Below are 26,226 nucleotides of genomic sequence, written 5' to 3'. Positions count from 1 at the left end.
ATTAGCCTAATTATTAACGAAGCTTTCAATATTTTTTTTGGTTTAGGAGGGGATCTAGGAGTTTCAATGATCGATAGGCATAGATAAAATGTATTTTTTTAAGTGTAAACCCTATTTATCAAGAGCATAAAAAAGGACTTAAGCGTTTGTCTTAAGTCCTTTAAAAATATTACAATCGGCTAGTGATACCGTCGTGAATTTGTTGGAGTGTTTCGTTCAAACCATATTTCCAGTTCCAAGTTGGATAATGCTCTTTGAACTTCGAAAGGTCTGAAATATACCAAATGTGGTCACCAATACGGTTTGTTTCAGAGTAACTATAACTCATTTTCTTACCAGTAATTTCTTCACAAATTGTGATACCTTCTAGCATTGAACAGTTAGCAAAACGACCACCACCTGCGTTGTATACTTCACCTACACGTGGGTTTTGGTAGAAATGCCAGAACATATTTACCAAGTCATAAGAGTGAATATTGTCACGAACTTGTTTTCCTTTGTAACCAAAAATAGTGTAATGGTTACCAGTAATAGCACATTTCATCAAATATGCCAAGAAGCCGTGCAATTGCGTACCAGAGTGGTTTGGACCAGTCAAACATCCACCACGGAAGATACCCGTTTTCATGCCGAAGTAACGACCGTATTCTTGTACTAAGATATCTGCTGCTACTTTCGATGCACCAAACAAAGAGTGTTTAGTATGGTCGATACTCAAGTTTTCATCGATACCATTTTCGAAATACTGGTGGTTTGTATCAATTTCCCAACGAGTTTCAGTTTCGATTAATGGCAAGAAGTTTGGATTATCTCCATAAACTTTGTTTGTCGACGTAAAAATAAATACAGCCTCAGGACAGTGCAAACGAGTCATTTCAAGCATATTGAGTGTACCATTTGCGTTTACTGAAAAGTCTGTAAATGGTTCTCTTGCTGCCCAGTCGTGAGAAGGTTGTGCTGCGGTATGTAAGATTAATTTGATGTCTGCACCAAATTCTTTAAAAATTACTTCTAATTGAGAAACTTCTCTAATATCAGCTTGATAGTGTTTATAATTAGCAAATTGTTCTTCTAGACGATTGCGATTCCAAGCAGTTGAAGCCTCTTGACCGAAGAAATATTGACGCATATTATTATCGATACCAATGACAAGGTCGAATTTTTCAGAAAAGAATGATACTGCTTCACTACCAATAAGGCCAGCTGAGCCTGTTACTAATGCAATGTTCATAATTATAAAAAAGAGGGGTTTAAATAGAGAAAGAATAGGCTTTTGTCTTATGTCTTTCTAACTAAAAAGCGTTACAAACAGAGTCGCAACGCTTTTTATAATCTATAAAAAAAGATTAAAATCTTAGAATATTAATTTCCTTGAGTAATTTCAGCAGCAGGACCGTACAATTTTTCACGGATTTTAGCAGCTCTTACTTCGTTTTCTGGCTTAGCTGTGTATTTATTTTTTGTTTGACGTGCAGCACTGTCTGGGTGAACGCCGTACACATACTCATCTCCTGCGCGTAGGTCTTTTTGCTTGATAGTATTGTTTTTTTGGTAGTCACAAGCTACTGCTAACATGGCTACTGCTGCGATGGCTAAGATATTTTTGCGATTCATTGCTATGTATTTATTTGACTCGTTATCAGAAACTAGGTTACAAAAATAGTCCCAGTTTTTTAATTAAAAAAGTTTCTTGCAAAGTTAAACTACCTTTTTTCGCAAATATGATATATCAGTTCTTCTACAAGCATTTAGATTTTAGCAAGCTTGTACTTTTCTTAGAATGGCAAACCTATCGCAATGTTTAGAATTAGGTTCTCTTTGCGCCAGTCAGAGCTTGAAAAGTCGATATCTTTGATGACCCATCTTTCTGCCTCTGGTAAATAGGGCTTGCGAAGTGGCGTCGCTAAATCAAAGCGAAGTAAGAGATACGTAAAGTCGAAACGCAAACCAACACCAGCACCTATTGCAAGTTGTTTGTAAAAATCTTTTCCAAATACACCATCAGCACCGTATAAAACTTCATCCTTGTACATCCAAACATTCCCTGCATCTACAAATAATGCTCCTTGTATAAAGTCGTTTACCTTGGCTCTAAGCTCGGTATTCATTTCTAGCTTCATATCACCCGCTTGTGCTCCTAAGAACGTTGTGGCGTTATCGCCTGAGGCATAATAGGCTCCAGGTCCAATACCACGTGCCACAAATGCCCTGATACTATTGCTACCGCCTACAATGTACTGCTTCGGAAAGGGTAGTGAATTTGAGTTGCCATAAGGCAAGCCAAAGCCAAGCATGACACGATTTGCCCATTTTATTTTACTATTGATCGTTTTGCTATATCGCATATCCAAATCACTTCGAATATAACGTGCATAACCTACACCAAATAAGGTTTGTGCTTCGGTTGTTGAATTGGCAGATTTGGCAAGTGCGCTGGCCAAGTTTCCTGCAATTTCAATGCTTCCAGAAAGAGCAAAACTTGAACTTTTGGTAGGTCTGGGATTATAAAAAAACTGATAAATAGAACTTGGTATAATGGTGTTTTGATCCAGAATAGTGCCTAATTGTTGTGGTGCAAACATGATCATATAATTGATATAATCAAATGAAAAATCAAATGTTCGAACGTAACTGATAGATAGTGGCGTAAAGGTATGTCTAAGTGTTGAGTTCTGACTCCAATCATAAGCCAATGAACCACTCAAGGAGGTAGTGCGATACATATTACCTCGATTGATGTATTCGTAATTGACATTGAATGTCGTGGAAGGCAAGGACTGATTTCGAGTTGGATTGAATTTAATAAATGGGACTGCAAAACGTGGAAGTGTAAGCGAGGTTGCCACTTTATAAGTCGAGTTGTTGATAGCATTGGCTCCACCGCCTACTTGGAATTGAAGGCCCGTTGAGGCTGAAATGGTAAAAATTTCGGCACCTCTAAACAAGTTAAGGTTACGCCAGTTGACTGCAATGTCAGTACCGTTAAAGTTGTTTGACTTCGACGATCCGCTCAGCTCTGCCTGCAAAGATTTGTGTTTTTGCGGGGTCAGATAATAGTATACATCCAATAATGCTGAGTCTGAACGAGGGACTAATTCAAACTTATTCTTGACAAACTTGAAATTTTTGAGATTAATCAAACGAGATAATGAAACATCTTGAAAACGGCTCGAATAATTACGTCCATGACGAAATCCAATCGCATCTGCAAACACTTTTGGACGGTATCTGTTGAGGGGATCTTGAATATCAATTCCTTGATAGTTCGTTTGTTTAATATTGGTTGTATCTACTCTCAAATCACCATAATCAGCAATGACATGAATGTCGTTGATATAGTAAATCTTTTTGGCTACCTGAGCAACATTGGGTTTAATTTCAACCGAAACATCCACCTTCGTTTTTTTACTCATCGAATCAGCTTTGAAGATTACATAGTCGGGACGGAAATAGTAAAAGCCTCGTTGCTTCAACTCTCGTTCAATACGATTGCGTTCTGCCACTAAGGTTTCATAATTATACGGATTACCCTTTACCAAAAGTGTTCTTTTTTGAGTATTGAGTAATGCTTTTCCAAAAACACTGGTATCTCCATCTGTTTCAAAATGAATCGAATCGAGCAAATATTGTGGTTTTAAATTAATAGTATAAACCGCTTTTGCTAAACGATTTTTATCGATAATATCACCTGATGCTGTAGTACGAAAAAAGCCTTGATTGTTCAGCAAGACATTAATTTGTTTGGTATTGGCATTAATGACTCCACGACTTGCAAGAACGGGAGGTTCACCAAATTTGCGACGAAACCATGTTCTAAAACCCTTTGGTTTGCGAGGCTCACCCATGACATAGTATAACCATACTCGGTACGGAAACCCCATGATGGCTGTATTGGGCTTGGGTCTTACAAATTCTGCTAGCTCAGCATTAACACGTTCTATTTCTGATTTTTTGATGCTCGAATCGGCTTTGATTTTAATGTCTGCACCCGTGTATAAGCTTTCGCCAGCAGGGAGCTTCTTCGTTACCGAGCAGCTGGCTAGTAGAAGTATGAGACCAATATATAGTGCACTCTTTTGAATCATGTTTGTAATGGCTATGTTAGGCTTTGAGCATACTGCTATCAGCCATTAATAATTACTTATTATTTTTTGGAAAAACTCTTTCACAGACTGATATTCCAAGGTAATGACAAAACTCACGCCTGTTTCTACCACAAAACCTTCGAGAACTGTTTGGAATTGATTTTTACGGAATGCCCTAAAACGATACCTTCCATCTTCTGTAAGACTATAGTTTACAGCGACGTTATCAAATACCTCAGTTGGATTTCGTTGCACACCGTTGGTGTTTTCAAGCTCAAAGTTTTTCCCAACCTCAACTTTCAATCTATCATTGAAAAAAGCTTTGGATAGTCCAAGGTTCAAATCTGTTCTGGCAGATGACTGCCCTGCAATATTACTTTGGCTAGAATTGAGATTCACACTCAAGTTTACCCCTTTAATCACGTCGGCAGCCAATCTTTCGAGCTGGTCAGAAAGAAGTTTACTCACACTTTGGCGAGCAATGGCTTCGGGGTTGATTGTAGAGAAAAAGTCAGATGATTTTTCAGAGAAAAATCTATTTAAAATCAATAAAGCAAAAACCTGTTTGTTGTTTTCGGCAATATCGGTTTGAGCCAAATACTTTAATCTATCATTTATTTTTGTTTTGACATCGTTGTCTATGGCCTGTTGTGTTTTATCATTTAGGGTAATACTAAAAGACGTTTCCAATTTTTTCATTGGACCGTTTAGGTTTAGGTTTACATCAAAAGGCATTTTTTGACGATATTGCGATTCGGTAGAACTCAACAGGTCGGACGGAGAGGCCATGGTCTGGTAAATCGCCGTAATGTCGATATTACCACTCAAAGGGTCGCCCATCCAAACGATGTTACTGCCTGGTTTGATTTTAAACTGTTTTTTGAGAAGTTCAAATGACAAATCGTAGCTACCTTCTGTAAGTGAGTAAATCCCTAAAATGTAAGGCTGACCATTGGAGCTTATCCCAGCATTAAGTTGAGCTTTGCCTCGTACTTTGAGGTTATCGCCATTTAATTCATCTACAACAATAGTCATTTCTGACTTTTCGTCGGCTTCCAATAACAAACTTACTTCTGAGATAAAACTAGTATTATATTTCGTCTGATTGCTATTGGTAGAGTCTTTGGTCAATGCCTTTTTATTTTTATCCACAAAAACCACTACATCGTTGATGGCTTCTTCACTTACGCTATTGTCGGGCATCAAAACGAAAATGCTACTTTTCTCAATCAACTTTACATTGCCATCAACCACTGCCGTACTTGTTGAGCCACTGATATTCATGTTGGCATCAACAAAGGCTTTGCCATAGAAGAAATCATTGTCTTTGCGCGTTGAATTGAGCACCATGAAGTTTTTAGTAGATATCGCCAGTTTGTATTCTACTTCAGGAAGTTTTTGGAAAATAATCTTACCGTTGACTCTCAAAGGTTGGTTGAGCGTATCGCTGAGGGTAAAGTTTTTGAATTCCATTTCATGGTTTTGGAAATAGATTTTTTGTTTATCAATCAAGAGTTTTGTACCTAATTGAGAAACATCAAATGCCACTTTTTCAAAACCAATAAATCCTGCAATATCTGGTTGTTCGTTTGCTCCTTTAATTGTGATATTTCCGTTGAGACTACCATTGGCACGTCGCATTTGTCCAAAACTAAATGCCTGAATAGTTTTTGTGCTCAACTTGTTGATATTCAGTGAGAAATTTAATGGCTTTTTGTCACCCAAGATATAATTTCCGATTAAGGCTATATCATTTTGGTCGTTTTTCAAAGTGGTATTTACCGAAATCTTCTCAGGTGTCTCGTTATACACATGTGCTACCAAATCCCCAATTGGTGTATTTTGGAAGGTAAACCCTTGTATGGTTACATCGCCTGTAAACGAGGGAGATTTCATATAGTTGGCCAAAATGATTTTACCGTCAATCGTTCCGTCTGCAATAGTGGAATCTGGATATACGAGTTTAATCATTTTGTGTAAATCCAGCTTTTGGACAAGAATCTCTAAAGGAGCATTCGGTGCCATTTCTGGGGTATGAATCTGAAGTAATTGTTCTTGGTTTTGTAAAGAAAAATTACTCACAATCAATCCCGCCTGACCGTATTGTAAGAACCCATTTTCTGCAACTTTCCATGGCTCATAATTGAGTTTTAACCCATCAGGCAAAAGATTGATTCTGAATTGGTCTGAAAAGTTGGCGACTTGACCTGCTACTCGGTGATGCTCTTTCTGAAGAGAATCTAATAAAACAAGGTTGAATTTTGCTATATCGTCGTTTACTTGTCCATCAAGCTTGGTTTTAAGCATTTGGAAAGCATTAAAGCTCAATTTTTCTAGACTCGTTTGGTAAGTAATTTTACTCGAATCAGAGCGCATGCCAAACGCTATTTGTTGCACACGAATGGTATCGTATTCAACAAAAGGTATTTTCAAATCCATTTGCATGGTATGACCAGCTTCGTTGCTTAGTGTTGCATTGAAAGTGGTGGAATCTAATCTTGTCAAAGCTGGTACAAATGCTTTAATGGCAGGGTGCCCAATCGCTTTGGCTTTGATGGTGATATCGTAAGGCTCGGTGATAAGTTTCGGATTTTGATTCGGGATTCTGAAATGACGATTAATATCCGAAATGATAATGTCGGCTAACTGGACATAATTAAATTGACCAAACATTTGGGCTTTGAGAAATGGCGCTTGAATACTGAAAGCGTTACGCTCGTTATTATTTTGTGCCAAAATCTTAATATCGTCCAAAGGAATAGGCTTACCATCTTGCGTTACCGCGGCTTCATCAATCGCGATGCTTCCATTGAGCTTGGCAGGATTAGTATTGGTTAAGTTCATTTTTACTTGTCCTTTGATAGCAATGTCATCGGGGTAAAGGTGAAGATTTTTGAGCTTGAGCTGTTTAATGGCTAAAGTACCTTGAATAGCAGGATATTCATTCGCGAGATTAGCTTTTGCTTGTAGATTGAAATTTGCATTTGGGTCTTCAAAAAGAGCATTAATCTGCGCTTCCTGATTACGAATCGTGGTGGCAAATTGCAAATCTTTATAGTCATATCCCTTGAAAACTGCTTGTTCTATTTTGCCTTTTATTTCGGCATCCATAGTTTTAGGATTTGTTCCTTTACCATGAAAATCCGTTACTAAGGTCATTTTGCCATATTGCTCTGGCTGTTTGAGTAATTTGCCCAAATCAAACTCGTTGAGTGATAACTGACCGTCGTATTGCTGTTTGTTCGGGACGGTAATATTGACAAGTGTGCCTTTAAATTGTGCTTTGCCCAGATCAGAAATCAATTGTGTATTTACATTCAGATTGTTGACTTTACCTCCGATTGTCCCTTTCAACACAATCGTTTCGGGCAGTTCAATAGTCGCAGGAAGCATTTCTTTTGGTACGATTTTCTGAATATCGCTCTTAGTCACTGATACTTCATCGATACCGACTTTTACACTTGTTTTTTCAACAGAAGGTAAGCCAACGATATTGCCATGCAACTGAATTTTGCTATGGTCAAATCCTTGAATGGTCAATCCTGCGATGCTCAAATTGTTGATAGTACCTGTGGCTTTGCCTTTAAAACGCAATATCTCCTGACTATTTCCTGCGAGAGGAGGCGTTTGCGCTAGCTGTGGCGCAAGTAAGAGTATGTCAGAAAAAGCTAGTTTGCTATCTTTGAGGTTGACTACAACTCTTGTGGCTCCAATATTTTTACTTAGTTGGTCGAGTGAGTTATAACTTAAACTTACCTCATCACTAATAATACTTTTGGGTGTCTGAATAGTAAGTTTTTTAAGGAATGCTTTTTTGTCTGTATAAGCGAAGTCGGTTTGAAGTTTTTGTAAAACAAAACCACTTTTTTCCTTCATCGAAATGTTTTGAAGCCAGCCTGTTACCCCTTTAGGAGAGTATTGAATTCTTTCGGCTTCTATATTCAAGGGCGTAATGCCGATATGTGCAGGGTCTAAACCTTTACTTTGACGAGGTTTTCCAAAATCATCATAAGTAATGGTATTGTTTTTCATCAAAATCTTTTGCACCCCAAATGTCCAGCCTTTTTCTGGTGTTTTAGACTGTGCTACAGTAGGAGCAGGGAGAGGCTTTTGTGAAGATTTTGGCGTTGGTTTGATACTTACTTTAACGGATGAATTGTCGAGGTAAAAGGTTTTGAGATGCATCAGTTGCTCTGCCATCGAAAATTTGTCAGCCTCGGCACTAGCTTTGGCAATGCGACCTTTACTTGAAAGTCCACCTACTTGGTCGCTAATATCAAAAGTGATATCATCGAGATTAATTTTTTTAAAACCAAAATTTACAGGACTTGAATTTGTATCTGGAGGTGATACTTTTAATGCTGGATAGGTTTTTAGCTGCAAATTTGCTCCATTGAGCTTCGCATTTGCCAGTTGATAAGTAGATGAGTTAAGGTCAATTTTTTTGAAAGTCGTTTCAAACGATTTGAATGCTACATCGGCATCAGTACCGATGACATTATCCAGATAAGTAACATGAATATCTTTTAGACTTACCTTACCAATGTTCATCAACAAACTACTTGGGGTTGTATCATTTTTGGCAGGGGTCGTATTAGGAGAGGCAAAAGCTTTTACAATATGGTCAAAATTGAAGGTAGTATCAGGTAAAGTCCTTTTGATTTTGGCACGAATACCTTCTAGTTCCACTTTATTGATGGCTACCTTGCTTTTGAGCAAAGCAAACATATCTAAGTCAACATACAGTTTGTGGGTAGCTACGAGTGTATCTTTTTTATGATCAGCAACAAATACCTCGTCAAGTTCTATCCAATCGGGGATATGATAGGCAATACGTTTGGCTGATACTTTCGAGCCAAATTTGTTTTCTAAGAATTTCGTCACTTCCGTAGTAACTAGTGCTTGGCCACTTGGTGTTTGCAAATAGACAAAAGCCCCTATAATGAATAGGAAGATGATAGCAATTGAAAATAGTATGATGCGGATATATGACTTCATAAGTAGGGTAAAAAACATTATGAGTAGTGTTTTATGACTCAAAATCATAAAAGAACTACTCATAATGTTATCTATCAAAAAGCACTTTGGGTTGTAAGGTTATTACAACTATTTTTTAAATACGCTGGCTTCAATTTTATCATTGAATGTCACCGTGGTTGTTACTTTAGTATTACGTTTTTCAACGCTGCTGTAGTAAGTTGAGGCACTTGGATAGCTAATGCCATACGGAGTTTTTGTATAAGTAGTAAACTCCTGTGTGATTTCTTCGCCTGACGCCAAGTTAGTTTTCAACTTTGCAAGAAGATAAGTCGTAGCGTCAAAAAACAAGTTGTATTTTACATCTTTACCTGATAATTCAATCTGATGAACAGGCTTTCCGTTGTCTGCTTTCAAACCTACATAAGTGGCAATATAGCCTTTTTTAGCATAGTCGATAAAAGGCAACAAACCGTCAGTCATTTCACGTTTGAGACCAGCTTTGTCTTTGTCGCTAAGGTCTTTTGTTTCATAAACAACATTTTTGTCAAGACTACCTGTTGGCACTCTAAAATAAGCTTCTGTCGGATTGGCGCCATAAATAAAGGCTCTTTTTAGGATAGTCTTAGTTTTTAAGATACCCTGACCTGCCACAGAAACTTTAGTCTCTTGAGTAAAATCTGTTGGAGCATTTGCTACAAATGCTTGTTTGATGATATAGCTATTAACACCTTTCCACAATTCTGTGCCACCAGTTGCGTCATAATATCTGCCAAAAATTTCGTCTGCCGTTTGAGCTTGGACCTGTAGAATAAGTGCAAAAAGTAGTCCAAAAATAAAGCTAATCTTTTTCATAAAATTGATTGTTTAATATGTCTGTAAATGCGGTATATATCTTCCTTTATTTTTGAAGTACAGTTTCTTGTAATGCCTACATAAACCTTTCCAAAAATCGAAAATATACCTCTTTATAACAAATTTAACGGCAGATTATTTTAATCGTCACCCTAAAATGTCATTAGTTAGACTGGAAATTGAGTATAAGGTTCAAAATAAAATTTCAGGTCAGAATTTTCTTGAAAAAATCCTAACCTGAATTTTAGTGATGAATTATGAGTGATGAATTAGGAATGTAAATAGATAATCAAATTTTACTTCATGTCCGAAATCAAAAATCCCCAATCTGAAATTGAATAAAATCCTTCGTTGTTACTTGAATTTTGCGTAGAGGGTAATGGTATTTGAGGTCAAGCCATTTGAGCGCATATAATGTCCGTAGCGAAGCTCAAGCGAAGCCCAGCTTTGGATACCAAATACACCATGAGGAGGCATAATACGAATACCTGTTCCTACCATATTGCTATTAAGTTTTGACAAATCGTAGTCACTTGTATAATATTTGTCACTCAACTTATGCGAACCATAAGCGGCAAAGTAGTCCGCAGCGGTTTGCGTATAATAACGATAGTATGGACTTAGGGTTAAGAATGGCGTCATTTTGATTGGAGTTTCCAATTCAAATGTATGAGCCTTTACGCCCCAGTCGTCTTGATAATAACGATAGAATGTACGGATTACGACTTTGTTTCCTGCAAAGTAATTCAAACGAGCACCAATAGGTAATTTGACACGGGTATCAGGAAGCTCTTCTGACTTTACGGTTCCGTCAGTAAAATACACACGTTGGTATTTGGTAGCCAACAAACCTGCTTGATATGCTGGGTCAACCGTTAGTAACACTTGCATTCTTTTATTGATAACTTGTGCCAAAGAGAATGAGGAACTGTAAGAGTTACGAGGTTTATAGTCAACTGGATATGGGTCATTTTCGCCACCTGATCCATAGAAATAAAAAGTGCCATCTGGACGGTAAATTGTACGAAGTTCGGAAGGTAAAATTACTTTCCACGTATCAAAGAATGCGTTGACTTTGGCACTAAACTCGCGATTCCCGTCTTTAGATGTTTTTGAAAAATTTAGTCCTGTTCCATACGATTGGTAGTCGTATTCGGTCGAATAAGAGGCTACTGCTCCGAAGGTTGTTCCTTTTTTGGCATTATTCACACTCCAAGCCAACGACGGATAAATACGCTGGTCAGTCATTGAGGCAGAAGATACTGTAAAAGGGTCGATTTTATCTGAAGATGCCGACGAGTAAGCATCTACACCTAATTCAAAAGTGAAAAAATGCTGACGAGCTTTGCTATCCCATTTCGAGAAACGAATATCAAAAGTGTTACCAAAGTCGGTTAGTTTTTCGGTACCAATACCGCCCGTTACAGCCGAGTTGTTACCATCTTGATGATAATAACTAGACACGATATTAATTTCTTCTACTTTTAACTTACGGCTTTGGTAATTGCTAGTATCAGCCGTTTTTTGAGCAGATGCACTAATAAGTACACCCATATATAAACCTATCGCCAGTGTAAGCTTTTTCATATTTCAATGAATTTAGTGTAACAGAACCTGGAAAGAGTCTTGGTATTGGACACAAGAGCTATTGTTGGTCGTACACAATTGGTAAATGATTTTGCCTGAGATTTGAGTATTTGATTCGAGAATTTGAATGGCTTGCGTAAATCGTGCTTTTTTCTCAAAATATACTACTTGTCCTTTCCAGTATGGGTCTCTCTCTTTGTGAGGATTAATAGATTTTAGCTCTCCAACAAGTTTAAAACTGGCATGAGGCTGAATCACCAAATGAGCAGGTTTAGGCCCTGGGACAACCTGTGGCTCGCTAGCATATAATTTCCAATTGGGGAAAATCTGTGCTTCGAGTACAAGTTGAATTGTCTCGCCTTTTTTCGGGTATTTTTTGGTGGTAGATACCGAAAATTTTGCTCGTTTGTTCTGCGCTTGTAGAGGCGTATGACCTATACAAAAGACAATTAGTAGTATTCTTAAAAAGCAACTCATCATAGACTAGTTACAGCCACAACCGCCGCCTGTTTTACCGCCGTTGGCACCCGAAGCACCTTCACGATACAGTTGGAAGTTTTGTTCAAATTTGACAACCTTACGAGAACTCAATTCCATGTCAGAATCATTGATATAGGCCTTTTGGTAGGGCTTTACAGTTTGGCAAGCACTTGTGGCTAGGCCTCCCATCAATAGCAATGCTGCTATTTTTTTGTTAAAACGTGTTGACTTCATACTGAGAGTTGATTTGTTTTTGAAATATCAACAAAGCTTTGGCAATATGCGAAAAATTGAAAATTGTAAAACGGACAAAATATAATTTTACGATTTGATCATCATTAACTTTCGGACTTACACTACTACTTTATGTTAATATTCCGTGAGGTATAAATTTTGTTTTGGTCATCAATAATAATACAAGCTATCTGTCGCATTTGATTGATTAAATCTAGTCCGACTCTGATACCCATGACCATCACGGGAGTTGCCATAGCATCAGATAGCTCTGCATTGGGACTTATAATGGTTACGCTTTGTATGCCTGATACTGGTAAGCCTGTTTGTGGGTCGATGGTATGGGAATATTTTTTCCATCAATCATCACATATTTTTCATAATTTCCCGATGTAGCCACAGCCACATCGCTAATGGACAAGTATGAAAAAGGACTTTCGCCAGCTTGTGGATTGGCAATGCCAATGGTCCAAGGTTTTCCATTGGGCTGATTGCCCCAAGTAGTAAGGTCACCAGCGGCGTTGACAATGCCACTTTGTATACCTAACGATTTTAGCAACTGTTTGGCCTTCTCTGCGGCATAACCTTTTCCGATACCACCAAATCCAATACGCATACCCTTTTCTTTTAAAAAAACCGTGCGACGTTCTGGATTCAGGATAACATGCTGATAATTTATCAATCGAACAGACTCCAAGGCGATCTCTTTACTTGGCAAAGCGGTCATGTTGGTATCAAAATTCCATAAGCTTTTGTCAATCGATCCATAAGTAATATCAAATGCACCTTGTGTCAGTGCTGATATGCGTTGTGCACGAGCAATCAAATCAAACATTTCTGCGTCCACTTCAACAGGCGCAATTCCTGCCATTGCATTCACTTGATTGGTTTGACTTTGGTCGTTGAAGGTAGTCAAAAGTCGTTCAATACGTTTGATTTCTTCTACGGCCTGATCGATACAACGATTAGCGTAGTCAGCATTATCGCTGACTACGCTAATTTCAAAATAATTACCCATCAATCGATGTCCCTGCTTATGTACTTCGACGTGGCTCATGCTATTGGGCATTCGTAATCTTGTTAATTTGAGCGATAAATTCTTCTGGTGACGTGTTGGTATAGCCATCCCATGTTTTTATGACTTTACCATTGGCATCAATCAATAAGGTATAAGGGAATTTACCTTCAGGATTATATTTGTCTGCTAAAGCCTCATTATGTTCGGTTTGCTTTGGGCTCAATTTGTTTTTTGATAATCGAGGAAAATCAGCACGAACTAATATCAGCTTTTCGGTAGCAAAGTTTTGAAAAGTACCTGTTTCAAAAACATCTTTTTTCAATCTAATACAAGGCACACACCAATCTGAACCAGAAAAGTTCAGTAAAATATACTTGTGTGATTGCGTAGCTTCTTGTTTGGCAGAAGCAAAGTCAGTTTTCCATTCGGGAGCTAAGCTCAAAAGAAAGGAAAGGACAAAAGCACTTAGTATTTTCATCTTTTTGTGAGTTAAAATGACTTTATTCTAAAACGCAGTCATTGACGTTGACATTACTATTTTATTCTAAGAATAAATACGTAACGAATTTCCAGATAGTTCGGTTTTATACACACTTAATCCTGCACTTCCATAACTATTTAGTCCAACCCCTGCTGTAGTGAAGCGAGCTCCATGTTCTGAACAATAAAATTCATTGTTTAGAAATACCACTTTTGTTCTTGCTTCATGTGAACAAATGTGTGAACCTGCCACATAGGTACCTTGTGAAGTACGTGCTACTACCACATTGCTATTGATGATATATCCGCCGCTATTTTTTAGGGTAGCATTTGTGGACGCTGTTAAATCAAGGGTAAAATCTACACTTCCAGGGGTGGCAATAGGAGATAAATCTGAGCTTTTACTGCATGCTGTAAGAAGAGTCATTAGGGCGGCTCCGCCAAACCCTGCGTTTTTTAAGAATTCGTATCGTGTCATTGTTAAGATGGTTAGTAAATGGACTTATTTGAATTGTGAGAGCTGGATTCGGAGTTTTGTGTTTTAGGCAACAGGCATAAGGCAAAGAGTGAAAATTTGTTTTTTAGCAACGATAAATATGTTTTGCCGAATGCCCAAAGCTGAAATCCGAAAGCTAAAATTTAAGATTGTGCTTTCAGGTAAGGGCTCTCGGCGGTGAGCTTTGGAAAAAAGCATGTCTGTGGTTATTAAAAACATTTTAACACTCTATGCCTGTTGCCCAGTGCCTAGGCACATAACTTAAATCTTATTCTGCACGATTATTGATGCTTATGTGTAATCTTATGAAATTTCTAATGTATTACCGTTGACGGTCACTGTATATACTGCTAAACCTTTGGCTCCATAACTATTAAGTCCCACACCTGTTGTACTGTATCTAGCGCCATGTTCTGAACAGAAAAATTCACCGTTCACGAAGGTTACTTTTTTCTTTGGCTCATGGCTACAAGTTTGCGTAGCTGCCACATAAGTATTTTGAGCAGTACGTGCTACAACAATACTGTTGACAATAATATAGCCCCCACTGTTTTTTAAAGCCGCATTTGCAGTGGCAGTTTAGTCTACAGACGCTAAAAGAGTTGAGCCAGAAGAAGAACCAGACGAAGTGCCTGACCCGGAAGTAGACCCAGAAGTGCTCCCCGAACTACTACTTGATGATGAACTAGAACTCGTGGTAGTAGTAGGCGTTGGGTCATTGTTTGACTGGCAAGAGGCAAGCAATGTCATTAATGCGCCTCCCTGAAAGCCCATTGATTTTAAGAACTCATAACGTGTCATTGGATGAAAGATTTTGTTAAAATATATGGTTAGTAAAACGTAAAGATGGCACGCGTAATAGTTTGTAGCAGAAAGATGAACGGTTGGGTTTAAGATTTCATCCATAAAAGCTATGGATGAAACCTTATGGCTATATTATGCTAGGGGGTGTTGCTCTACCAAGTCAAAGAAATAAGTCGGAGTTTTTTCTGACGAAAAATCTTTTAATTCAAATGTAAGTTCTTGGTTAGCAATCGTAATAGCCATCTGAAAGCCTTTGAAAAGCTGTAAGCCAAGTGTTTGTTTGCACCAATAACAACACTGGGAAAGCTTTTGGACAATTTCATCGTAATGAGGTCTTTGCGTGGTTTTAACCGTGCAAAGTGTCATACTTTCTGATACGTTCATAATTATTCGTTAATTAATTTGGGGAGATAGTTTTTGATCATAAATTTCTCGTTCCTCATCGGATTATCTGCATAATTTTCATGGGTGGTGTAGTTTAATAAAATTCCTGCATTCTGGCGAGCGCCGTTGGTATTTGGTATCGACACGCCCATCACAGTTAAGGCTTTGTTAAACAACGGTTCATAATCATTACCTAAAGGCTGTATTGGCAATACATTGTCATCTACAGCATAGGTGGGTGCGATTCCGTTTATATTTCCATAGTCTGATTCTCCATTTGCATTTTGAGTGATACCCAACATCATGTAAATTCCCCATTTCCAACGTTTTTGGTCGTCAGCTATCAGTGTTCCAAACAGGTTTTTACCGTAGGTATGCTCTCCAATCGTAATGACTTGCATATAGGGCTTTAATCCATTGATCACTAGCTCACTTGAGGATGCCGTTCCGTTAGATGTTAATACGAACACTCGGTTTAGATTATTGCCAATATTATTTTTTTCAATAGAAAAATAGTTGTTAAATATATTGCTTCCATATTGCTTCGCAAAATAAGTTTGATATTTACTATTGTATTGATCTTTAAAGAAAATCTTATTAGTAGTCAAGTTGTTAACAATCAGAGAAGCCAAGGTTGTGGCACTACTGATATACCCTCCTGGATTAAATCTCAAATCTAATACTAGCTCATTTACGCCAGCCGCTTTGAAGTCAGCAAAAATACTTCGTAACTGATTGTCGTATTTCAGGGTGTCGCCACTGTCAAGCCCGGGTACAAATTGTGTATAAACCAAATACCCAATAGTTTTATTAGCAGATGGCTTTTGAACAATACTAGAAAACGCTATCGGATTTTCAGTAACTTCTGCTTTGGTTACTGATACCGTCTTCGAAGTAGCTGTTATGGTACCATTGCTTATACTTCCTAAAGTAAAAGTAACGGTTTCGTTACCCATCAATGAAGAAAAATTACTGCTAGTAATATTCTGTCCATTGATTTTTACAATAATATCACCTCTATTAAGCCCTACAACCGCAGCAGGACTTCCTCCTATTACTTGAGTTAAAACAATGCCAACGTTAGTTTGGGTATTGTCCAAATAACCAAGCATGTAACGAATACCAAAAACTTTAGAAACACCATTAAACTCTTTTGCGAGTTCATCAACATCATCTGTTACCATCGAAAATCTATCGACAGAACTACGTTGATATACCAACTTTTCAAAGAAATCATCAGAAGCATCTGTCAACGTTAGCGTACTAATGGCTGGCAATTGATCGAACCAATAATATGCATCTGACATCGTATCATAAATCCACTGATTAATCTGCTGGGTATTGTCTGAAGGAGTAACAGTTGTGTCATCCTTTTTTGAACAAGCCGTAAATACCAACAGACTAATACTGAATACGGTTATAAATTTGATGTTGTTGAAACGTAGCATACTATTTATAAAATTTAGTGAGTGTTATAATGCTTGACTGCATAGCTAAGACTAATTGTCACATAGCTGGAAATAATATTGATGTTTACGAACTTCAAAACGATAGTGTCTTAGTATCTGACTTGCCAACACTCGATGTCCAAGTGCATTGAGATGCTTGCCATCGTTCAAGAAAAAATAGGGGTGAGGTTCAATCACCTCCATTGTTTTGAACCAATTAAAATCCTGTGCTTTACAAACGTCTTTGAGGATATTTTCTCCTAGATTTCGTAGTAATTGCGTACATGGATTCAAACTAGGTTGTGGACCAATTAAGATTACCTTTTCTTTAAAGTTTTGAAGCAGATTTACCATTACTTTAAGCTGTCGCTCAAAGTGTTTGATAACTCCAAGCTTCTCTGTACTCGCTATTTTATTTAATAGCACCCTTTTGATATAAGGAAGCCAAGGGAAACTTAAAGATGGTTGCTTTAAATTAGGATCTGGTCGATATAATTCCCGCATTAGACCCAAATTGGATGGTACAATTATCGCTTTACGGTACACTTCGTCTGTTTCTACCTGATTATTAAATGAATCAGAAGAGTCATTTAATAATTGCGTCCATGGTCGCTCTCCATCAAGTTCATCCAATCCACTTTGAATGATTATTAACTGATAATTGGAAATATAATTGCCAAGTCCCATAAGCGCCTCGATGGTTTTTTCCATAGAAAAATGCACCAAGGTATCTACAACTACCTGCTCGTGGTCGAGTGTACTTACGCTTTCGGTAAGTACATCGACAAATCCTTTAGATGTAGCGACACCATATCCAAAAACCTGATGCCCACCAATTACCAAGATTCTCATGTTGTATTAGTGCTAATTTTTGAACCTTTTCCAGTATACGTTATTTGCTTTTCTTTTGAAGAGAATGGTCAAACAAACCAAACTTCAACCCTAAATTTACCGACAGACCACTCACTTGATTATAATCTAATGTACTGGTTGAGCGACGATTGTCAATGCCTGCAAAACGGTAACTCGCTCCAACAAAAACTTTAGCGTATTTAAACAAATTACCTTCCAGATTTATGCCTCCTTGTGCTACAAAAAAGCGATTTCCAAAGCCATTTCTCGATGGACCACCCCAAGGCTGAGAATTTCTATTGTCATTGTATTCTCTATCATTGGCAGAGCCCATTCCTAACAAAATTGGAATACTAAAGTGGAAGCGTTTGCTAGGTCTGAAAGTGTATTCAACCTTTACACCACCATATCTAAAATCAACTCCATCGCCACTGCGAAAACCACGCCCTGTACTATACCCACTCAGCCCTATACCTAATTTTTGATTTAATAAAATCATTGCCGAGCCTCCAAACAAGGGCTTTACATGACCATCCAAATAACTGATTTGAGTTTCGGGAGCCACATATACTCCTATCTGCTTTATTTTTACGGGTCTTAGGCCTTTTAAAATGTATTCTGTCTTACTAGAATCTTTTACAACAGCGCTTTGCTGAGCCATAGCGCCAATAGTCATGGTAGTTAGGCTGATTAATACAAGTGTTCTTAATTTTTTCATAAAATGTATATAATAAATGGTTCTTGCTATACAGTTACATACTAAGATTTGAGGTTACTCATTCTCAATATGTTATTGGTTTGAATTCAATAAACATGACCTCAATCGTGTGATAAAACGTTGCCTAATTTTTTTTTTTTTTTTCAGGCAACGAAAAACACTTAATCGCAGTCAAGCTATTTAGAAGGATTTCAGATAAAGAAAATACAAGATTTTGATGGGTATAATTGAATATCAGCCCATTACCATAGTAGATAGTCTGTTCAAATGTTTAACTTAGCTTTATAAAACACTTAAGCCTTTGTTTTTTAGAAAAAAAATACCGACTTTGACAAGGATGACCTTGAAAGTGTCTTAAGAGCTTGCCGAGAACAAAATCCCGACGCTCAAAAGGTACTCTTCAAGAGTTACTTCAGTTATGCCAAAAATATCTGTCAAAGGTATGCCTCCAATCAGGAAGATGCGGAGGAAATACTTAATGATAGTTTTATGAAGGTATTTCAAAATATCCATCGTTATGAAAATATTCAATCGTTTAAGGCGTGGTTTAGAACGATTCTCGTAAATACGTGCATTAATTACTATCACAAACGAGAAAAGAACTTATACAGCTTAGAGGTTGAGCATGCCACCATGCCCGTATATGACGAAAATGTGATTGACAAAATGGCGGCAGAAGATATTTTGGCATTGGTGCAAAAGCTACCTACCTCATACCGAACGGTTTTTATGATGCACGTAGTAGATGGATACAATCACCGTGAGATTGCAGAGATGTTGGGTATCAATGAAGGAACGTCACGTTCTAATTTTATGAAAGCCCGTTTGAAACTTCAAGAGATGATAAAGACATATTATCCGCATTTATTCTCAGTCGGATTAACAAACAATTTTTATGAAAACTGATCAATTTGATGATTCTATCAAGAAAAAACTTGATGGAATTCAACCCACTTTTCGGGAGGAAGATTGGGACAAATTCCAAGCTTTCGCTCAAGCCCACCAAGTACCATACTGGAAAGTACTTGTGAGCAAACAAGCAATGTATATTGCTGCTAGCATCACGATTGTGAGTCTGCTTTTTACCACCTTAACCCAATACTATGCAAAAAAAGATTTACAGCAACAATTAATTTCAGTTACAGAAACAAAAGACAGCCTTTTGGTAGAAAAGGAAATGCTAGCTCAGCAGGTAGAACAACAAGAACAAAAAAATGCAGAATTGGCTCTTGCTTTGGGTGCTAGTCAAAACCAAGAGAAACACTTGAAAGCTTCCGTTCAACGATTGAATGCTGAGAAACATCAAGCAACTGAGGCCGACTTTGGCTCAGGTGATTGGGAGGTGGCTCATCAGGGTTCGTTGTACAAAGGACAAACGGGCATTGGAAATACTGAAAGAGATAGCCAAGGCAACTTGATTATCAATAAAGCTGATGAATCTGAAGAATCAATCGTGAAAAATTTGGCTATTCCAGATTGGCGTAGGCTAAAATCCAAAACATGGAAATTGGATTCTGCTGATACCAAAGCTCAAATTTCGAAGACTGATTTTAGTTATTACGAGCCTGAAGATACCACTCAAGGCCCACAACGAATGCGTTTTTCGCTAGCTGATGCCTATGTACGTGCTGGTGTTGGAGGAGTTGTGTCTAGTGCACAATTGGGCGTTGGTGCCCACGTGGAATTGTTTTTGGATAAACGCTTGAGTATAACTGCGGGTATTCAGTATTCGCAATTGGCTGTGCAGCGCTATCCAAATGACGATCATTTCAAAATGCGTAACGATTTTGATTTTAGAGTAAAGTTTGCACCTAAAATACCATTTGGTGCACCAATCAAAAATATTGCAGAACAAAGTACACTAGTACAGGTTCCAATTCGAATTGGCTATTATTTGCCATTAAAGAGCGATTTTTATGTGCTGGGTAAGGTGGGTACAGACTTGGATATTTCAGGTACAAGAAGAGTAGATTTTGACTTTAGAGATAAGAATATTGAACAAACCATCAATAATGTCAATTCATCAATAGAGACCAAATTGTTTAATAATTATTTGGTTTCGTTGGGTATTGAGAAACGTTTCAATAATTTCTCTGTACAGCTAACACCAACCTATACTTTTGAACAAAAAAGTGTGAATTACCGCAAAGAATACGGACTAGGAGGGGAGTTGAAGTTGAATTACACTTTTTAAGGAAGAATCATTTTGAATTTTAGATAGAGGCTAAAGCCTGTCGTCCTTTTAGAGATGGCAGGCTTTTTTGTTTTATAAACCAAAGTAAGGATCGCAATGAAAAAGCTAATCAAAAACCTAAAAACTTGTGCACTAGTTTTTCTAATATTTGATTAGCTTTTGAGAAAGCACTCAAGCATATTAGCTCAAAGACTAATTTATGGACTGTTTGAGTGACTCGACATTAACACTATGCTCATGAGGCTTCTTTAATCCCCGCCATTGAATTAAAGAGCTATGACGTGCTTGTGATTATTGATTCAAAGGTACTTAGTTTATGCTTTGAAAAATTAGCTTAAATATGAGCAGCACGATAAATGCAATGAACAGTTGTTTTTAAATAACAAACTGTTTTTGAAGAGGTGTTTGTCACTAACGAAAAGAGTGGAATATGCTCAGAGAAGAATATAAGGGAAGAGAAACAAAAAGCATTTGCTCAAAAATAATGCTATACATTTTTTATGAGCAAATGCTTTGATATATATATGCAGATAAAATACTAGCGATTCATCGAAGCTAAAAACTCTTCGTTGCTGCGTGTATTTCTCATTTGTTGTAGTAGGAAGTCCATCGCCTCTACTGAATTCATGTCGCTCATGTGCTTGCGCAAAATCCAAACACGTTGTAGTGTTTCTTTGTCCATGAGTAAATCTTCACGACGAGTACCAGAAGCAGGAACGTCGATAGCAGGGAACATACGACGGTTAGATAACTTACGGTCGAGTTGTAGTTCCATGTTACCCGTACCTTTAAATTCTTCGAAAATAACTTCATCCATTTTCGAACCTGTATCGATAAGGGCTGTTGCAATGATTGTTAATGAACCACCATTTTCAACATTACGAGCAGCACCAAAGAAACGTTTTGGTTTGTGAAGCGCATTGGCATCGACACCACCTGATAAAATTTTACCTGATGACGGAACGACAGTATTATACGCACGAGCCAAACGAGTGATAGAGTCAAGAAGAATTACTACGTCATGACCACATTCAACCATACGTTTTGCTTTCTCTAAAACGATACTCGCAACCTTTACATGGCGTTCAGCTTGTTCGTCGAACGTAGATGAAATTACTTCTGCACGAACACTACGTTGCATATCTGTAACCTCTTCAGGACGTTCATCTATAAGCAAAATTAGCAAATATACTTCAGGGTGGTTTTTGGCAATAGCATTAGCAATTTCTTTCAACAAGACTGTTTTACCAGTTTTGGGCTGAGCTACAATCATACCACGCTGACCTTTACCAATTGGTGCAAATAAGTCAAGAATACGAGTTGAGTATTGGTCTCCTCTTGATGAAAGATTTAATTTTTCATCAGGAAACAACGGCGTTAGGTATTCGAATGGAATACGATCACGAATTTCTTCGGTCGTTTTACCGTTGACAGACTCTACTCTCAAAAGGGCAAAGTATTTTTCACCTTCTTTTGGAGGACGAATCGCTCCACGCACAGTATCACCTGTTTTCAGACCAAAAAGCTTGATTTGAGAAGGCGAAACATAGATATCATCTGGAGAAGCCAAATAATTATAATCAGCCGATCTTAAGAATCCATATCCACCATCTTGCATGATTTCGAGTACACCTTCGTTTTCGATGATACCGTCAAATTCACGGATAGCTTGGTTATAGATAGGTTTACGAACAGTTGCAGCGGTATTTGGTGCATTATTCGGTTTGTTGCCTTCTGGACGAATATCGGTTGGTGGATCTTGTTTGAAACCTAAATCAAAATCTTCACCTCCTGTTGTGATAAAAGAAGTATCGATGTCAGCAAATTCGTTTTCTACGTCTTCTGGCAAATCGATAACAATTGGGTCTTCATCAAAATCAAAGATAATATCTTCTACCGCTTCATTTTTAGCTTTGGGCTCTTTAGCGGTTCTTGTTCTGACGGTAGTTTCCTTTAACGCAGGTTCCGATTTAGTAATTGGTTCTGCTTTTGCGATCGTGTTGGCTTCTGCTACAGGATTATCAACTTTTTGAATTCGTTGTCTTTTTGGGCGTGGGCTGTCTGAAGCAGGGGCTGTGTCTTTCCTCACTTTTCTCTCTGGTTTTTGTTCATTTTCCATAGCATCGCTAATTGCAGGAGTCGATAACGGGGTGTTACCTTTTACCTGCTGGTCAAATATTTTATAGATGAGTTCTTTTTTTGGTAGGTCAATTGTATTGTTGATATTTAATTTTTGAGCAAGTTCACGAAGCTCCGATACGAGCTTAAACTCTAATTCTTCAATAGTATACATACGAGTAAAAAATAAGGCTGATAGTAATGAAAAGAGCCTTACAGGAAAATGGTGGTTAAGTCGTCTTTACAGTCGTACAACAAGATGATAAATGTTACAATTAAAATTCGGAAATCTGGTACGAGGTGGAAGATAATTGTTAAGCAATTATTAGTAAGGAGCTTAACTGAAGAATATCACTGAACAGTTATTCGTGATGCAATGATAATACCAATCTTTTAATTTGTCAAGGAGTTTGGTTATTTTTTTAAGTCTATTCCCTGTATCCTAGGCTTTTATCATCTAGTTATTTTTCTGACAATTCTTTGTTAAAATGGTTTAACGCATTTCTGGGAAAATAATTGAAGCTTGTTCGAAGTAAAATAGTGCTATCTGTGTGAGTATGCCGATATTTCTCCAAGTATTTTTAATTGAGTCACTTAAAGCAGCATACTCTTCCAAATGTGAGTGGTGAAGGTAAAGGTAAATCTACGGTTTATGAAGACGGCTAATGATCATCAGTGTTTCATTTAACAGAGTTCTATTTTATTTCTGGAGAGTTTTACTTTTCCTATTTTTTCTAATTGTTTCAACAAACGAGATACCACCTCTCGTGATGTAGCGAGCTCGCCCGCCAATACTTCATGCGTGATATTGATGGTAGAGCTTTTACTTTGTTTGCTTTTGCGTTGTAACAAGTTGAGTAAACGTTCGTCGAGTTTATGAAAGGCAATCTCATCAATGGCATTCAGTAGATCTTCAAAGCGGCGCTGGTAAGTCAGGAAAACAAACTGCTTCCATGTGCTGTATTTACACATCCATTCTTCTACTTTTTCGACTGGAATAGTAATTAGTGTGGTCTTTTCTTCTGTAATAGCCAATATCTCACTTTGCTTGCGATCAAGACAACAGCTCAATGACATGGCGCATGAATCCATTCCTCCCAAATAATAAAGCAATGCTTCTCGTCCTTCATCGTCGGGGCGGAGGATTTTGATTGAACCACTCAGCACAATTGGTACGGTACGGATATATCCTCCTGGGCGCATAATTACATGACCTTCTTCAAGCTCCATGTAATTGCCAATTTTCTCTAATTCGTCGAGCAATCCTTTTTCAAAAATGCCTACAAACTTTTCTTTTACAAAAGATAAATTCATGCTAAGGGTGTCTATTTAAGTTGGGGATAATATCTTACAAGATACGACAATATATTAGTATATGAATCATTGTTAATATACTTTATCAAGGTTTTAAAATAACATAAGCCGAAGAAGGATAGTTTCGAGCTAGCTTCTTCGGCTTGAAAATGAGGGGTTAGGTTATTAAGCTTTTCCTGTCAAAATTCTATTCCAATACAACCACGGTAATATATATTTTTTGAGCAACCACATCGTCCATCGTGGTTTGGCTTGGTCAAATGGGAAAGTCATTTTGGGAGTATTACTATAATCAAACTCTGCAAGCATCAGTTTGCCATATTTCGTTGGGATTGGGCAAGCGCTGTAGCCCGTATATTCAGCAGTCGGAGTTTGTTGTGCTAAGACTTTCAAGACATTTTCGACAACCACAGGAGCTTGCTTACGAATAGCAGCACCCGTTTTGCTACAAGGTGCATTGGTACAGTCACCAAGGGCAAACACGTTCGAATAGCGACTATGTTGCATCGTATTTTTGTTGATTTCAACATATCCTAAAGCATTGTTTGGGTCGGCTAAAGGGCTTTTTTGATAAAATCAGGCGCACTTTGTGGAGGCACCGCATGACACATATCGAAGTTCAGACTTTTCTGAACAATTTCTCCCTCTGCATTTTTTTGTTCATATACAACGGTTTTGCTTTTTCCGTCGATTGCTACGGTATTAGCACCAAAATGTGTGTGTATGTGATTGTCTGCTACAACTTTTTCCAAGGTTTGAGCATATTCCTTTACGCCAAAGATAACACCAGCGCCAGACACATAATGCACTTCACATTGGTCTAAAATGCCTTTTTTACGCCAATAATCGCATGCCAAATACATAATTTTGTGAGGGGCTCCACCACATTTAATGGCAGTACTTGGATTGGTAAAAACAGCAACGCCTCCATTGAAATTCTTGATAAGTTCCCACGTGTAAGGCGCAATATCAAAAGAGTAATTGCTGGATACTTCGTTTTTGCCTAATGTGTCGGATAAACCTTTAATTTTTTGCCAGTCAATCTGAATGCCCGGTGCTACAATCAAAATCTTGTAGGTATATTTTGCTCCGCTTTTACAAGTAACTTGATTTTGCTCTGGCTCAAAGGTTGCTACAGCATCTTTAATCCACGTACTTCCTGCTGGAATATAATCTTTCTCGTTCTTTTCAGTATCGGCAATATCAAACTCGCCAGCACCTACCAAGGTCCAAGCTGGTTGATAATAATGTTTGTCTGATGGCTCAACGATACCAATAGATAATCCAGATTTGTTTTGTAACAATTGTGCCGCAACAGACAAACCTGCGTTGCCGCCACCGACTATAAGAACTTCGAATTGATTGTTCATGGCTCAGAATTTGGTTTTTTCTGCAAATTCTATAAATAATCTAAGAGGTTCTGTGATATTTGTTACATAGTAAGAATGTTAAGTTAGTGGGCAAAATAAAATTTAATTTTTGAGCTTACGGCTTTCAGCTCTCGGCAATCGGCAAAAAATATATCCATCGTTACTAAAAAATATTTTAACACTCTTTGCCTTGTGCCTAAACACATAACTTAAATGCAAAAAGCACCCTTGTGAGGTGCTTTTTCTTGACTGATAATGCTTTAATATTTAGCCTTGTCGCCTTTAGTTTGGTAACTTTTCTTTGAAATACCCATACGTCCAAGTACCTGCAATAGCACTCAAAAGTGTAACAATGACCGCTACAAAACCGCTACCAATTTGAGCGAATAATGGTCCGGGACATGCTCCTGTAATAGCCCAGCCCAATCCAAAAAGTAAACCACCGTAGATTTGTCCTTGTTGGAATTTTTTGGGATGAAACTCTACCGTTTCCCCTGATAGCGTTTTGATATTGAATTTTTTGATGAGAAATACCGAAATCATGCCTACCACCACAGCGCTACCAATAACGCCATACATGTGGAAGCTTTGCAAACGGAACATTTCCTGAATTCTGAACCAAGAAATAATTTCTGCTTTTACGAAAACGATACCAAACATAATTCCTACGATGAGGTATTTGAGATTGGATAAACTGCTTTCTGAAGTTTTCATATCGTTTGGCGCTTCGCAAACGAATTCTTCTTTTTCTACTATTGGAGTTTCAAATGTCGATTTCATGATAATATTTCTATGAAAAATATGTGCGAGAA

Annotated in this window: 23 protein-coding genes and 1 pseudogene; 2 read left to right on the top strand and 22 right to left on the bottom strand. The window is 37.8% G+C overall.

The window, feature by feature from the left end; translation table 11 throughout:
• Positions 1–169: 169 nt before the first annotated feature.
• The 17 genes and pseudogenes from BWI92_RS03085 to BWI92_RS03010 form a co-directional block, all read right to left on the bottom strand.
• On the bottom strand, positions 170–1,231 hold the full coding sequence (locus BWI92_RS03085) for an NAD-dependent epimerase/dehydratase family protein (RefSeq protein ID WP_095160666.1): 1,062 nt from the start codon (positions 1,229–1,231) through the stop codon (positions 170–172).
• Between the two features lie 131 nt (positions 1,232–1,362).
• The gene (locus BWI92_RS03080; RefSeq protein ID WP_095160665.1) at positions 1,363–1,614 is read right to left on the bottom strand and encodes a hypothetical protein; all 252 of its coding nucleotides are present in this window, start codon (positions 1,612–1,614) and stop codon (positions 1,363–1,365) included.
• Positions 1,615–1,775: 161 nt separating this feature from the next.
• Positions 1,776–4,085, bottom strand: coding sequence for a BamA/TamA family outer membrane protein (locus BWI92_RS03075; protein ID WP_095160664.1), 2,310 nt, complete (start codon positions 4,083–4,085; stop codon positions 1,776–1,778).
• Positions 4,086–4,130: 45 nt separating this feature from the next.
• Positions 4,131–9,083: a translocation/assembly module TamB domain-containing protein gene (locus tag BWI92_RS03070; protein ID WP_176464344.1), complete on the bottom strand. Its 4,953-nt coding sequence runs from the start codon at positions 9,081–9,083 to the stop codon at positions 4,131–4,133.
• Positions 9,084–9,191: 108 nt separating this feature from the next.
• Complete coding sequence (locus BWI92_RS03065) at positions 9,192–9,917, bottom strand: hypothetical protein (RefSeq protein ID WP_095160662.1); 726 nt, start codon at positions 9,915–9,917, stop codon at positions 9,192–9,194.
• Between the two features lie 354 nt (positions 9,918–10,271).
• Positions 10,272–11,504 carry a DUF3570 domain-containing protein gene (locus BWI92_RS03060; protein ID WP_095160661.1) on the bottom strand — a complete coding sequence of 411 codons (1,233 nt, stop codon included), beginning with the start codon at positions 11,502–11,504 and terminating at the stop codon, positions 10,272–10,274.
• Between the two features lie 12 nt (positions 11,505–11,516).
• Positions 11,517–11,984: a protein-disulfide reductase DsbD domain-containing protein gene (locus tag BWI92_RS03055; RefSeq protein WP_095160660.1), complete on the bottom strand. Its 468-nt coding sequence runs from the start codon at positions 11,982–11,984 to the stop codon at positions 11,517–11,519.
• 3 nt (positions 11,985–11,987) lie between these two features.
• Positions 11,988–12,173, bottom strand: a complete 186-nt coding sequence (locus BWI92_RS03050) for a DUF4266 domain-containing protein (protein WP_304529114.1) — start codon at positions 12,171–12,173, stop codon at positions 11,988–11,990.
• Positions 12,174–12,343: 170 nt separating this feature from the next.
• A pseudogene (locus tag BWI92_RS03045) lies at positions 12,344–13,287 on the bottom strand (FAD:protein FMN transferase).
• The gene (locus BWI92_RS03040; protein WP_095160658.1) at positions 13,277–13,714 is read right to left on the bottom strand and encodes a thioredoxin family protein; all 438 of its coding nucleotides are present in this window, start codon (positions 13,712–13,714) and stop codon (positions 13,277–13,279) included. Before BWI92_RS03040 ends, BWI92_RS03045 begins: the two are co-directional and overlap by 11 nt.
• Positions 13,715–13,780: 66 nt before the next feature.
• Complete coding sequence (locus BWI92_RS03035) at positions 13,781–14,194, bottom strand: Rieske 2Fe-2S domain-containing protein (RefSeq protein WP_095160657.1); 414 nt, start codon at positions 14,192–14,194, stop codon at positions 13,781–13,783.
• A 321-nt stretch (positions 14,195–14,515) separates the two neighbouring features.
• Positions 14,516–14,746, bottom strand: coding sequence for a Rieske 2Fe-2S domain-containing protein (locus BWI92_RS03030; protein WP_255406673.1), 231 nt, complete (start codon positions 14,744–14,746; stop codon positions 14,516–14,518).
• A 45-nt stretch (positions 14,747–14,791) separates the two neighbouring features.
• On the bottom strand, positions 14,792–15,013 hold the full coding sequence (locus BWI92_RS26970; RefSeq protein ID WP_141234680.1) for a hypothetical protein: 222 nt from the start codon (positions 15,011–15,013) through the stop codon (positions 14,792–14,794).
• A gap of 135 nt (positions 15,014–15,148) precedes the next feature.
• On the bottom strand, positions 15,149–15,400 hold the full coding sequence (locus BWI92_RS03025) for a hypothetical protein (RefSeq protein ID WP_095160655.1): 252 nt from the start codon (positions 15,398–15,400) through the stop codon (positions 15,149–15,151).
• Positions 15,401–15,402: 2 nt separating this feature from the next.
• On the bottom strand, positions 15,403–16,848 hold the full coding sequence (locus tag BWI92_RS03020; protein ID WP_095160654.1) for a S41 family peptidase: 1,446 nt from the start codon (positions 16,846–16,848) through the stop codon (positions 15,403–15,405).
• Between the two features lie 51 nt (positions 16,849–16,899).
• The gene (locus BWI92_RS03015) at positions 16,900–17,700 is read right to left on the bottom strand and encodes an SGNH/GDSL hydrolase family protein (protein ID WP_095160653.1); all 801 of its coding nucleotides are present in this window, start codon (positions 17,698–17,700) and stop codon (positions 16,900–16,902) included.
• Positions 17,701–17,740: 40 nt separating this feature from the next.
• The gene (locus BWI92_RS03010) at positions 17,741–18,418 is read right to left on the bottom strand and encodes a hypothetical protein (protein WP_095160652.1); all 678 of its coding nucleotides are present in this window, start codon (positions 18,416–18,418) and stop codon (positions 17,741–17,743) included.
• A gap of 429 nt (positions 18,419–18,847) precedes the next feature.
• On the opposite strand from BWI92_RS03010, the gene BWI92_RS03005 reads away from it, so the two are divergent.
• On the top strand, positions 18,848–19,324 hold the full coding sequence (locus tag BWI92_RS03005) for an RNA polymerase sigma factor (protein WP_095160651.1): 477 nt from the start codon (positions 18,848–18,850) through the stop codon (positions 19,322–19,324).
• A complete protein-coding gene (locus BWI92_RS03000) occupies positions 19,314–20,612 on the top strand; it encodes a hypothetical protein (protein WP_095160650.1) in 1,299 nt (432 codons plus the stop codon). The genes BWI92_RS03005 and BWI92_RS03000 overlap by 11 nt, the downstream gene beginning before the upstream one ends.
• A 538-nt stretch (positions 20,613–21,150) precedes the next feature.
• Here BWI92_RS03000 and rho read toward each other — a convergent pair.
• The 5 genes from rho to BWI92_RS02980 form a co-directional block, all read right to left on the bottom strand.
• A complete protein-coding gene (gene rho, locus BWI92_RS02995) occupies positions 21,151–22,905 on the bottom strand; it encodes a transcription termination factor Rho (RefSeq protein WP_095160649.1) in 1,755 nt (584 codons plus the stop codon).
• Positions 22,906–23,414: 509 nt separating this feature from the next.
• Positions 23,415–24,044 (bottom strand): Crp/Fnr family transcriptional regulator, encoded by a 630-nt coding sequence (locus BWI92_RS02990; protein WP_095160648.1) that lies wholly within the window; start codon positions 24,042–24,044, stop codon positions 23,415–23,417.
• A gap of 165 nt (positions 24,045–24,209) precedes the next feature.
• On the bottom strand, positions 24,210–24,551 hold the full coding sequence (locus BWI92_RS28045) for a hypothetical protein (protein ID WP_229362662.1): 342 nt from the start codon (positions 24,549–24,551) through the stop codon (positions 24,210–24,212).
• A gap of 47 nt (positions 24,552–24,598) precedes the next feature.
• Positions 24,599–25,414: an FAD/NAD(P)-binding oxidoreductase gene (locus BWI92_RS02985; RefSeq protein WP_229362660.1), complete on the bottom strand. Its 816-nt coding sequence runs from the start codon at positions 25,412–25,414 to the stop codon at positions 24,599–24,601.
• Positions 25,415–25,696: 282 nt separating this feature from the next.
• Positions 25,697–26,194 carry a DUF6691 family protein gene (locus BWI92_RS02980; protein ID WP_095160647.1) on the bottom strand — a complete coding sequence of 166 codons (498 nt, stop codon included), beginning with the start codon at positions 26,192–26,194 and terminating at the stop codon, positions 25,697–25,699.
• Positions 26,195–26,226: the final 32 nt, after the last annotated feature.

The organism is Flectobacillus sp. BAB-3569 (assembly GCF_002270355.1).
Taxonomy (GTDB): domain Bacteria; phylum Bacteroidota; class Bacteroidia; order Cytophagales; family Spirosomataceae; genus Flectobacillus; species Flectobacillus roseus.
This window is presented reverse-complemented; position numbering and strand designations above follow the sequence as displayed.

Coding starts and splice junctions, on each gene's coding strand:
- BWI92_RS03085 (WP_095160666.1), bottom strand. CDS start 1,231: ATGAACATTGCATTAGTAACAGGCTCAGCTGGCCTTATTGGTAGTGAA.
- BWI92_RS03080 (WP_095160665.1), bottom strand. CDS start 1,614: ATGAATCGCAAAAATATCTTAGCCATCGCAGCAGTAGCCATGTTAGCA.
- BWI92_RS03075 (WP_095160664.1), bottom strand. CDS start 4,085: ATGATTCAAAAGAGTGCACTATATATTGGTCTCATACTTCTACTAGCC.
- BWI92_RS03070 (WP_176464344.1), bottom strand. CDS start 9,083: ATGAAGTCATATATCCGCATCATACTATTTTCAATTGCTATCATCTTC.
- BWI92_RS03065 (WP_095160662.1), bottom strand. CDS start 9,917: ATGAAAAAGATTAGCTTTATTTTTGGACTACTTTTTGCACTTATTCTA.
- BWI92_RS03060 (WP_095160661.1), bottom strand. CDS start 11,504: ATGAAAAAGCTTACACTGGCGATAGGTTTATATATGGGTGTACTTATT.
- BWI92_RS03055 (WP_095160660.1), bottom strand. CDS start 11,984: ATGATGAGTTGCTTTTTAAGAATACTACTAATTGTCTTTTGTATAGGT.
- BWI92_RS03050 (WP_304529114.1), bottom strand. CDS start 12,173: ATGGGAGGCCTAGCCACAAGTGCTTGCCAAACTGTAAAGCCCTACCAA.
- BWI92_RS03040 (WP_095160658.1), bottom strand. CDS start 13,714: ATGAAAATACTAAGTGCTTTTGTCCTTTCCTTTCTTTTGAGCTTAGCT.
- BWI92_RS03035 (WP_095160657.1), bottom strand. CDS start 14,194: ATGACACGATACGAATTCTTAAAAAACGCAGGGTTTGGCGGAGCCGCC.
- BWI92_RS26970 (WP_141234680.1), bottom strand. CDS start 15,013: ATGACACGTTATGAGTTCTTAAAATCAATGGGCTTTCAGGGAGGCGCA.
- BWI92_RS03025 (WP_095160655.1), bottom strand. CDS start 15,400: ATGAACGTATCAGAAAGTATGACACTTTGCACGGTTAAAACCACGCAA.
- BWI92_RS03020 (WP_095160654.1), bottom strand. CDS start 16,848: ATGCTACGTTTCAACAACATCAAATTTATAACCGTATTCAGTATTAGT.
- BWI92_RS03015 (WP_095160653.1), bottom strand. CDS start 17,700: ATGAGAATCTTGGTAATTGGTGGGCATCAGGTTTTTGGATATGGTGTC.
- BWI92_RS03010 (WP_095160652.1), bottom strand. CDS start 18,418: ATGAAAAAATTAAGAACACTTGTATTAATCAGCCTAACTACCATGACT.
- BWI92_RS03000 (WP_095160650.1), top strand. CDS start 19,314: ATGAAAACTGATCAATTTGATGATTCTATCAAGAAAAAACTTGATGGA.
- rho (WP_095160649.1), bottom strand. CDS start 22,905: ATGTATACTATTGAAGAATTAGAGTTTAAGCTCGTATCGGAGCTTCGT.
- BWI92_RS02990 (WP_095160648.1), bottom strand. CDS start 24,044: ATGAATTTATCTTTTGTAAAAGAAAAGTTTGTAGGCATTTTTGAAAAA.
- BWI92_RS28045 (WP_229362662.1), bottom strand. CDS start 24,551: ATGCAACATAGTCGCTATTCGAACGTGTTTGCCCTTGGTGACTGTACC.
- BWI92_RS02985 (WP_229362660.1), bottom strand. CDS start 25,414: ATGAACAATCAATTCGAAGTTCTTATAGTCGGTGGCGGCAACGCAGGT.
- BWI92_RS02980 (WP_095160647.1), bottom strand. CDS start 26,194: ATGAAATCGACATTTGAAACTCCAATAGTAGAAAAAGAAGAATTCGTT.